This is a genomic window from Clostridium sp. C105KSO13, assembly GCF_001517425.1.
In the GTDB taxonomy this organism is placed as follows: Bacteria; Bacillota; Clostridia; order Lachnospirales; family Lachnospiraceae; genus Muricomes.
This window is the reverse complement of record NZ_FBWL01000106.1, coordinates 1-8,822: the sequence shown is the minus strand read 5'-3', so window position 1 is coordinate 8,822 and position 8,822 is coordinate 1. Positions and strand designations below refer to the sequence as shown.

8 protein-coding genes and 4 pseudogenes are annotated in these 8,822 nt (G+C 40.6%); 8 read left to right on the top strand and 4 right to left on the bottom strand.

The features are described 5' to 3' along the window. Positions 1-135 precede the first annotated feature (135 nt). Positions 136-366 (top strand): annotated as a pseudogene (locus BN3456_RS00850) (integrase core domain-containing protein); the annotation flags it as partial. 83 nt (positions 367-449) lie between these two features. Here BN3456_RS00850 and BN3456_RS00845 read toward each other — a convergent pair. The 4 genes and pseudogenes from BN3456_RS00845 to BN3456_RS00830 form a co-directional block, all read right to left on the bottom strand. Beyond that, positions 450-650 (bottom strand): annotated as a pseudogene (locus tag BN3456_RS00845) (undecaprenyl-diphosphate phosphatase); the annotation flags it as partial. A 54-nt stretch (positions 651-704) separates the two neighbouring features. Next, complete coding sequence (gene fetB, locus BN3456_RS00840) at positions 705-1,469, bottom strand: ABC transporter permease (protein ID WP_089982085.1); 765 nt, start codon at positions 1,467-1,469, stop codon at positions 705-707. Next, a complete protein-coding gene (locus tag BN3456_RS00835; RefSeq protein ID WP_089982083.1) occupies positions 1,466-2,122 on the bottom strand; it encodes an ABC transporter ATP-binding protein in 657 nt (218 codons plus the stop codon). Before BN3456_RS00835 ends, fetB begins: the two co-directional genes overlap by 4 nt. An 18-nt stretch (positions 2,123-2,140) precedes the next feature. Further along, positions 2,141-2,578 carry a MarR family winged helix-turn-helix transcriptional regulator gene (locus tag BN3456_RS00830; protein WP_089982082.1) on the bottom strand — a complete coding sequence of 146 codons (438 nt, stop codon included), beginning with the start codon at positions 2,576-2,578 and terminating at the stop codon, positions 2,141-2,143. 351 nt (positions 2,579-2,929) lie between these two features. Between BN3456_RS00830 and BN3456_RS00825 the strand changes: the two genes are divergently transcribed. The 7 genes and pseudogenes from BN3456_RS00825 to BN3456_RS00795 all read left to right on the top strand — a co-directional run. Further along, positions 2,930-3,751, top strand: a complete 822-nt coding sequence (locus BN3456_RS00825) for a ParA family protein (protein WP_089982080.1) — start codon at positions 2,930-2,932, stop codon at positions 3,749-3,751. Next, positions 3,708-4,646, top strand: coding sequence for a ParB/RepB/Spo0J family partition protein (locus BN3456_RS00820; protein WP_089982079.1), 939 nt, complete (start codon positions 3,708-3,710; stop codon positions 4,644-4,646). The genes BN3456_RS00825 and BN3456_RS00820 overlap by 44 nt, the downstream gene beginning before the upstream one ends. An 18-nt stretch (positions 4,647-4,664) precedes the next feature. Next, positions 4,665-5,564 (top strand): DUF6017 domain-containing protein, encoded by a 900-nt coding sequence (locus BN3456_RS00815; RefSeq protein ID WP_089982077.1) that lies wholly within the window; start codon positions 4,665-4,667, stop codon positions 5,562-5,564. An 89-nt stretch (positions 5,565-5,653) separates the two neighbouring features. Then, complete coding sequence (locus tag BN3456_RS00810) at positions 5,654-6,007, top strand: DUF7768 domain-containing protein (protein ID WP_089982076.1); 354 nt, start codon at positions 5,654-5,656, stop codon at positions 6,005-6,007. 72 nt (positions 6,008-6,079) lie between these two features. Beyond that, positions 6,080-6,556 carry a PcfB family protein gene (locus tag BN3456_RS00805; protein WP_089982074.1) on the top strand — a complete coding sequence of 159 codons (477 nt, stop codon included), beginning with the start codon at positions 6,080-6,082 and terminating at the stop codon, positions 6,554-6,556. Beyond that, positions 6,553-7,275, top strand: a pseudogene (locus BN3456_RS00800) (type IV secretory system conjugative DNA transfer family protein); the annotation flags it as partial. The gene BN3456_RS00805 and the pseudogene BN3456_RS00800, both read left to right, overlap by 4 nt. A gap of 697 nt (positions 7,276-7,972) precedes the next feature. Further along, positions 7,973-8,695, top strand: a pseudogene (locus BN3456_RS00795) (reverse transcriptase domain-containing protein); the annotation flags it as partial. Positions 8,696-8,822 lie beyond the last annotated feature (127 nt).

The following is an 8,822-nucleotide window of genomic DNA, read 5'->3' as shown; positions in this document are numbered from 1 at the left end:
TCACCTCCACGTGTTCTGTAGTGTGTCAGTCTTATAAAGAAACTATATCAAAAAGAAAAGAGATTAGAAAGCGAAAAGTGGATCATGGGTTTCATAACCCCATGGGTGCCTTTCGCAGAAAGGCGGATTATAAATATGAAACATTCCTTTAGTAGAAAAGGAAATCCCTATGATAACGCTTGTATAGAGTCCTTCCATTCAGTATTGAAGAAGGAAGAAGTATATCTAAATACATATCATACATTTGAAGAGGCTGAAGCAGCTCTCTTTGAATATATTGAGTCTTGGTATAACCGCAGAAGGAGACATAGCGCACTGGATTATAAAACCCCACAGCAGGTTGAAGATGAGGTTCTTGTAGCTTAAAATCTTTCTCTACGTATTAATTTTATACAGAGAGAAAAAGTTCAACTTTTTGTGTCCAAGGTATTGACATAGGTCCATCCGAAGGGAAACAGTTTATGCCAGAAGTAGACAATAACGGATAGGATAGCCCCAAGCTGGATAACAATATCAAATGTTTTTGCAAAGCTGCCCGTAAAATCAACAAATTCATTGACTACAATCAAATGGCCTGTTGAAGATACGGGCAAAAACTCCGTAAGCCCCTCTACAATACCTAATATTACTGCTTTAATAAGATTGTTCATGCTAATGCGATCCATTCAATTATTTTTATAAGTGGTTATACCGAACCGGTTATTTCATAAGATTAACTGCTTTCTGCTGTTAAAAAAGCTCCTGTAAGACAGGTAACAGGCAATAAAAGAAGATATGGAAGTTGTTGAAAGCAGCATAAATGTAACCATTATCTGATACTTTATAGCTTCCATGGGAGATGAACCTGCAAGGATCAATCCTGTCATCATACCAGGAAGCGATACGATACCTAATGTTTTTGCAGAGTCAATTGTTGGCAGCATACCCGTTTTTATGGAGTCACGTATGATTTCGATTGAGGAAGGCAGTATATCCGCTCCCAAAGAGAGTTTTGTTTCTACTTCCTCCCGTTTAATTTTAAAATCGGACGCTATCTGCTTATAACATAATCCCAACGCAACCATGGCATTACCGACAATCATACCGCTGACAGGGATAATCTGGTACGGCTCATATTGTATTGTCTTTGATAAAACAAGGATTGCCAAAGTCACGATTGTCCCAACTGTTATGGATAAGAAAGATATAATAAGTCCTTTTTTGATAGCTTTACCTCTTTTTGCAGCATTATATGCGGCGTTGAAGATCATGAAAAGGAGCAAAAGTGTTGTGAAAACAGGATTTTTATATCCAAAAACATATTCCAGAATATATCCTACAAGAACAAGCTGAACTACAGCTCTGACAACACCAATGATCACTTCCTTTTCAAGTTTAAGCTTTTGCCAGTAGGAGAAAAAAAGAGTTACCAGTACGAGAGAAGATGAGATAAGTAACGACGCAATACTGATATTATTCATGCCGTTCATTTTAATACCTCCCACGATTTGATTTCACCGGTTTCAATAACCAGTACCTTATTTGCATATTTCCTGCTTTGTTCAGGGTTATGCGTTATCCATAAAACAGTAGTACCTTCATTATTCAGCGATGCTATAACATTCTCAACGATTATTGCATTGTCCACGTCAAGAGCAGAGGTGATTTCATCTAAAAGCAGGATTTCAGGCATAAAAAGCAAGCTTCTAATCAGCGCTATCCTTTGCTTTTCGCCCCCTGAAAGATTTCTTACGTCCCTGTTTAAATAATCTGTTGCCATATGAAACATAGAAAATAAATCATTCACCCTTTTTTGATCGGGCTTAAGGCTTCTTATGGAAAAGGGGAAATTGATGTTTTCCATCACTGTGTCGCCGAAAAGATAAGGCGTCTGAAAACAGTACGCTATACTTTTTCTTAATTCCGTGGGGCTGTAATCCGTGAAATTTTTATCTTTGAAAATTATATTCCCGCTGGTAGGGCTTATTAAATGGCTGCAAAGTTTAAGGAACGTGCTTTTACCGCTGCCCGATGGGCCGACAATTGAAATAAAATCGCCTTTATCAATACTTAACGATAAGTTTTTAAGAATGGTTTTATCGTCATTGTAAAAAGACACGTTTTGAAATTCAAGTAATGACAAAATAGCACCTCCATATTATTATTCGTTGTCAAGGGAAAACAGGGAGTCTTTTTTTACGTTATTTAATAATTCCTCAAGAAGCTCTTTAAGCTTCTCTTTTTTTTCCTGTTCCAAGGTATTGAAAAAATTATTTGAAAACAGCTTATCCTCTTTCATATGTTTTTCTACGGCTGTTTTTCCTTCTGGTGTAGCAACAAGTTCAATTGATCTTCGGTCAATATTTGTCCTCAACCTTTCAATCAGCTTTTTCTTTTCCAGCCTGTCGATTATCCCTGTAAGAGTAGACGGTGGAATGCTGTATTGCTTTGAAAGGTCTTTAATTGCCATTTTTTTGTTGAAATATATTCTTTCCAAAACATACATATCCTGAGGTTGAATATTTGAGGTTCTAAGCTGATATTCATTTTTATATGCAAAAATATCCAAAATCTTATGGATTATAGTGTTTTCATCCAAAGTGAAAGCCTCCTTTAATATATTTACGAATATCGTATATTACGAATATCGTAAATATATTATAACTCTTATCTTTATTTTTATCAATTAAAATTTTATCTATCTAGTACAATTAAAGTATGATATATGCCAACAAAAGATTAGATAGCAGATCCCCATCAAAAAATGAAGTAAATAAACTGGTATTTAAAGAAGGCTAGGAAAAAAACTTAAAGATATATTATGGTAGCTGCTCATTCATTGAGTAGGCAACTTTTTTATATATAGAATTTAATAATGCACATGTCCCCAGGGAGTTAGTTCATTGAGCTAGCTCCTTTTTTGTACCAAATATCGAAAGGAGGAACAAAATTGAACGCAAATATCATAGCCATCGCCAACCAAAAAGGCGGCGTAGGCAAAACAACGACTTGTGCCAATTTAGGCATAGGTTTAGCACAGGAGGGCAAAAAGGTACTGCTGGTTGACAGCGATCCGCAAGGTTCGTTATCCATCAGTCTGGGCTATCCGCAGCCGGATAAGCTACCTACTACCCTTGCTTCCATGTTGGGAAAGGTCATAACGGATACTCCAATAGTCCCTGCGGAGGGAATTTTACACCACAAGGAGGGCGTTGACCTTATGCCTGCCAATATTGAGCTGTCAGGTATTGAGGTTTCCTTGGTTAATGCCATGAGCCGTGAAATGGTTCTGAAGCAGTATCTTGAAACGGTAAAGAAAGAATACCAATATATCATTTTGGATTGTATGCCCAGCTTAGGCATGCTGACCATCAATGCTCTTGCTGCCGCAGACAGCGTTTTAATTCCCGTACAGGCTCAGTATCTCCCAGCAAAGGGGTTGGAACAGCTTTTACAAACTGTAGGTAAAGTACGAAAGCAGATTAACCCAAAACTAAAAATTGACGGTATCCTGCTGACAATGGTAGATAACCGCACAAATTATGCAAAGGACATCAGTACCCTGCTCCGTGACACTTACGGCGATAAAATCAAGGTATTTAGTACGGACATACCACATTCTGTACGAGCCGCAGAAATTAGCGCAGAGGGCAAAAGTATTTTCGCTCATGACCCCAAAGGCAAGGTTGCCGAGGCGTACAAAAATTTGACGAAGGAGGTGTTGAAAATTGAAAAGCTTCGCCAAAAACATAAATCTGACCTCAGTAGATGACCTGTTCACTACCGAAGAAAGCCGTATTGACGAGAACCGTGAAAAGGTTCAAGAAATCCCGTTATCAGAACTTTACACGTTCAAAGACCACCCCTTTAGGGTCATTGATAACGAAGCAATGTATGATACTGTTGAAAGTGTAAAAGAGTATGGTGTGCTTGTTCCTGCAATCGCCCGTCCCCGTGATGAGGGTGGTTATGAACTTATTGCCGGACACCGCCGCAAAAGAGCCTGTGAACTTGCAGAACTTACTACAATGCCTGTTATCGTCCGCAATCTTGACGATGATGCTGCCACAATTATTATGGTTGACAGCAATATTCAGAGAGAAAGTCTGTTACCCAGTGAACGTGCTTTTGCTTACAAATTAAAGCTGAATTCTATGAAAAGACAGGCAGGCAGACCATCAAAAGAAAATGGTTCCCAAGTTGGGAATAATTTATCGGGAAAAAAATCAAGTGACATTTTAGCGGAACAGATGGGAGAAAGTAAAAATCAAATTTTCCGCTATATTCGCCTTACTGAGTTAATCCCTGCCTTGCTTGATATGGTAGACGAAAAGAAAATTGCCTTTAACCCTGCTGTGGAACTATCCTATCTAAAGTCTGATGAACAGACTCAATTACTGGATGCAATGGACAGTGAACAGGCTACTCCCTCTCTTTCACAGGCACAGCGGTTGAAAAAGTATTCGCAGGAGGGGAAGCTCTCCCTTGATGTGATGACTGCCATTATGTCAGAGGAAAAGAAAGGTGAGTTGGATAAAGTAACGCTGACTGGCGATAAGCTCCGTAAATACTTCCCCAAGTCCTACACACCGCAAAAAATGGAGGAAACGATTCTCAAACTTTTAGAGGGATGGTATAAAAAGCGGCAGCAACAACAGGAGCGCTAAGGAAAGGAGGCGATCTGCATGGCAGTTTTTCGGGTAGAGAAAACGAGGGATTATACCGTTATGGCAAATCATCATTTGCGAAATACAGCATTATCTCTAAAAGCAAAAGGCTTGCTGTCCCTCATGCTATCCCTGCCGGAAAGCTGGGATTATACAACAAAGGGGCTTGCCTCCATCTGCAAAGACGGCGTTGACAGCATTTGTGCGGCAGTAAAGGAGCTGGAGGATAATGGCTACGTTCTGCGTCGCCGTATCCGCAACGAAAAAGGACAGCTTACCACTACTGAATACACGATTTTAGAGCAACCGAGGGAGGAGGCATCACCTAAACGGAAAAATCCAGTCTTGGGTAATCCAGTTTTGGGAAACCCAAGCTTGGAAAAACCAGAGCAGGCAAAACCTATCTTGGAAAATCCCGACCAATTAAATACTTATATATCAAAGACTAATTCAATAAATACTGATTTATTAAACATGGAGATATCAAATCCTTATCCATCAAATCCGTATTCATCAAGCACAAAACCGCAAAGGAAGATGAGATATGATGAGATTGGATGCGACAGCATAGAAGAAGTAAAAGAGATGGTTTTGGAAAATCTCGAATATGAGTACATCAAGCATGACCATAACCGTGAACGGCTGAACGAAATAGTGGACATCATGGTTGAAACTCTTTGCTCAAGCAAGCCGACTATCAACATATCAGGTGACGAATATCCGGCACAGCTTGTAAAAGAAAAGCTCCTGCGGATAAACAGTATGCACATTTCCTATGTATTTGAATGTCTTGATAAAACCACTACCTACATCCGCAATATTAAGCGGTATCTGCTTGCTACTTTGTTCAACGCACCATCCACAATAGACAATTATTACACCTCTCTTGTCAATCACGATTTATACGGAGGGAAATAACCACTCCTAAACAGCGGCGTTTCGCACCTGCATAAGCAGGACGGTGAAGCGCTTTTTTCATACCCAAAAACAGAAAGGAGTTTTTTATTATGAAAAGACCAATGGCATACATCACGGCGGCTTGGAGCAGCAACGAGTTTGAAAACACCGAAACCGCTGCTAAATATTGCAGAAAAATTTATGAGGCAGGCTTTACCCCCATGTGTCCTCTTTTGTTTCTCCCCCTTTATCTCGACGATGAAATCCCGGAGGAACACAAGGACGGCATTGATATGGCAAGGGATATGCTCAGGCGTTCCCATGTGCTTGTAGTTTGCGGAAGCGGTGTGGATGAAAGTGTAAAAAACGATATTGCCGTAGCGGAACGGCTGCGGATTACCGCCACCACCCTTGATGGCATTCTGACCGTGAAAGGACAGGGGCGGAAAAATGATGAGCATTAAATATTTGCTTCATCGCTTGGTGGTTCCGCCTTAACACCGCCACTCTAAAAACTGCGAAAGGAGGCATTTATCATGCAGGAAGAAGTAGAAAACAGGTCGGTTACGCTGGCAATCAGCACCGCAAAGCTGACAGGACGGGTATTAAAATCCGCCATACACAAGTTTTTGTCGGCACAGAAAAAGAGCCGTGACAGCCCGACCATTCCACACGGTAAGCAAAGTGTCAAAGACCTTGCTAAACAAAATCAAGGATTGACTAATATCGAGGTGACGGATAAGAACATCAAAAGCTTTGAAAAGATTGCGAGGAAATATGGCGTAGATTTTGCTGTCAAGAAAGACAAAACCGTATTGCCGCCTAAATACCTTGTATTCTTTAAGGGCAGGGATGCCGATGCCATTACCTCCGCATTTACCGAGTTTACCGCAAAAACCATGCAGAAAGCGGAAAGACCTTCTGTATTGGCACAACTTAGAAAATTCACCGAGCTTGTGAAGAATACCATTTCCGATAAGGTGAAGCACAGAGATAAGGAGCAGAGCTTATGACACCAAAAACAAAAAAGCTCCTTATCCTAAATCTTCCGTATCTATTCATTGTCCTGTTTTTGACCAAAGCGGCACAAGGCTGGCGGCTTGCTGCGGGGTATGATTTTGCAGATAAGGTGCTGAACTTAATGGACGGCTTTGCTGCTGCCTTTGAAAATCCATTGCCCAGCTTTCATCCGCAGGATTTTCTTGTGGGATTACTGTTTGCCGTTGTCATTCGCCTAATGGTTTATGTGAAAGGCAAAAACGCAAAGAAATACCGCAAGGGCATTGAGTATGGCTCTGCCCGTTGGGGAACCGCCGAGGATATTCGCCCTTTTGCCGATCCCGTATTCCAGAACAATGTGGTACTCACCAAGACGGAAAGCTTAACTATGAACAGTCGCCCCAAAAACCCAAAACACGCACGAAATAAAAACGTGCTAATTGTGGGAGGTTCCGGCTCCGGCAAAACACGGTTTTGGCTCAAGCCGAATCGAATGCAGTGCCACAGCTCCTATGTGGTCACAGATCCCAAGGGCAGCATCGTGGTGGAGTGCGGAAAACTGTTGCAGCGCAAGGGCTACAAAATCAAAATTCTCAATACCATCAATTTCAAGAAGTCCATGCACTACAATCCTTTTGCCTATATCAAAAGCGAAAAGGATATTTTGAAGCTGGTCACGACTCTTATTGCCAACACCAAGGGCGAGGGAAAGGCGGGGGATGATTTTTGGGTAAGTGCGACTTGTTCGTAGGCGGTAAGAAGTCTACGCACAAGCAACAGTTCATGTTGTTTGTGAACTGATAATTTGATAAGTGGAATGATAGGGTAACGCCTTGAAACGCTTACACTTGATGGGCATGCATTTTCTGTAAAGGAATTTGTGTGAAGCCCCGTGACAAAGGCTGAGAGTAACCGTAATAGCTTGCCAAAAGCTATCGAAAACGGTCCAGAGGTGGACTGTGTTGCCTATAGGTCGAGTGTCTATAAAATATCTATGGTTAGAATGAGTATCCTGGCAGATACTCTGACGAACTTGCGAATGTACGGGTCTATAAGAAGACTGTATAGAAATGTACAGGTGCGTTAAAGCGCAGTTAGTGTGGTTTAGTAGAAATTTTCCCTACGAACGACCATTTTGTGTTACAGGCACAAACAAGCTAACAGGCTCATAGCAAGAACCTAAGGGTGTATATGTACAGATAGAATTATCGGAACAAGGAAAGGTACTGGGTTCTATATGGAATAATCTGACGAAGAATTATAAGCAGATGAACCAGTGCTGAAAAGTAGTGTTCGAACCAATGAAGCTTTTGTAATAAAAGCAGAGGAATGGGCACAAGTCGTTGGTCTAAATGAGCATTATTCAATCGCCATAAGGATTCGAATAAGACCAAAAGGGTCACTTTCAAAAGAAAAGGAGGTGATGCCTTATGCCAAAAGGAAAGAAAAACCTAAGTGTAGACAGCTTGCGCCATGCAGAATACTATGGCATGCAATCTAAGTTTGACAACCTATACCAAAGGAGCAAAGAGGGCGATGATTTTACAGACCTCATGCAACTTATTCTGGGCAAAGATAACATTCTGTTAGCCTACAGGAATATCAAGGCAAACATAGGCAGTTACACAGCTGGAACAGATAATCTGACGATTAACGATATTGGGTGTTTACCACCTGATACAGTAGTGGAAAGAGTCAGATATTATGTCACAGGTAGTCAACATGGCTACCGTCCAAAACCTGTAAGAAGAAAAGAGATACCAAAACCGAATGGAAGTTTTAGACCATTGGGAATTCCATGTATATGGGATAGATTGATACAGCAATGTATCAAGCAGATACTAGAGCCAATTTGTGAAGCAAAATTTAGTACTAACAGCTACGGATTCAGACCAAACAGGTCAGTAGAACATGCAATATCAAGAACCTATTCATTATTACAAAGGTCGCATTTACATTATGTACTCGAATTTGATATTAAAGGATTTTTCGATAATGTAAATCATAGTAAATTGATAAAGCAGTTATGGGCACTAGGTATCAAGGACAAGCAACTTATTTATGTAATAAAGCGAATACTTAAAGCACCAATCCGAATGCCAGACGGCAGTACGATTATTCCAGACAGGGGAACACCACAGGGAGGTATTATTTGTAAGTGCTTCAAAAGATGGCGTCGTGTAATTCTGCCGCAATGCTGCTATACTAAGCCTATCATTTCTTGAGGCATTTTTTATGCTTATGAATCAACCTACATTCTTCTGGTAATTCTTTTGACCA

What these genes read in the sequence shown, in the direction of transcription:
- fetB (WP_089982085.1), bottom strand. Translation starts at nt 1,469, where the DNA reads ATGAACGGCATGAATAATATCAGTATTGCGTCGTTACTTATCTCATCT.
- BN3456_RS00815 (WP_089982077.1), top strand. Translation starts at nt 4,665, where the DNA reads ATGGCAGTTTTTCGGGTAGAGAAAACGAGGGATTATACCGTTATGGCA.
- BN3456_RS00810 (WP_089982076.1), top strand. Translation starts at nt 5,654, where the DNA reads ATGAAAAGACCAATGGCATACATCACGGCGGCTTGGAGCAGCAACGAG.
- BN3456_RS00805 (WP_089982074.1), top strand. Translation starts at nt 6,080, where the DNA reads ATGCAGGAAGAAGTAGAAAACAGGTCGGTTACGCTGGCAATCAGCACC.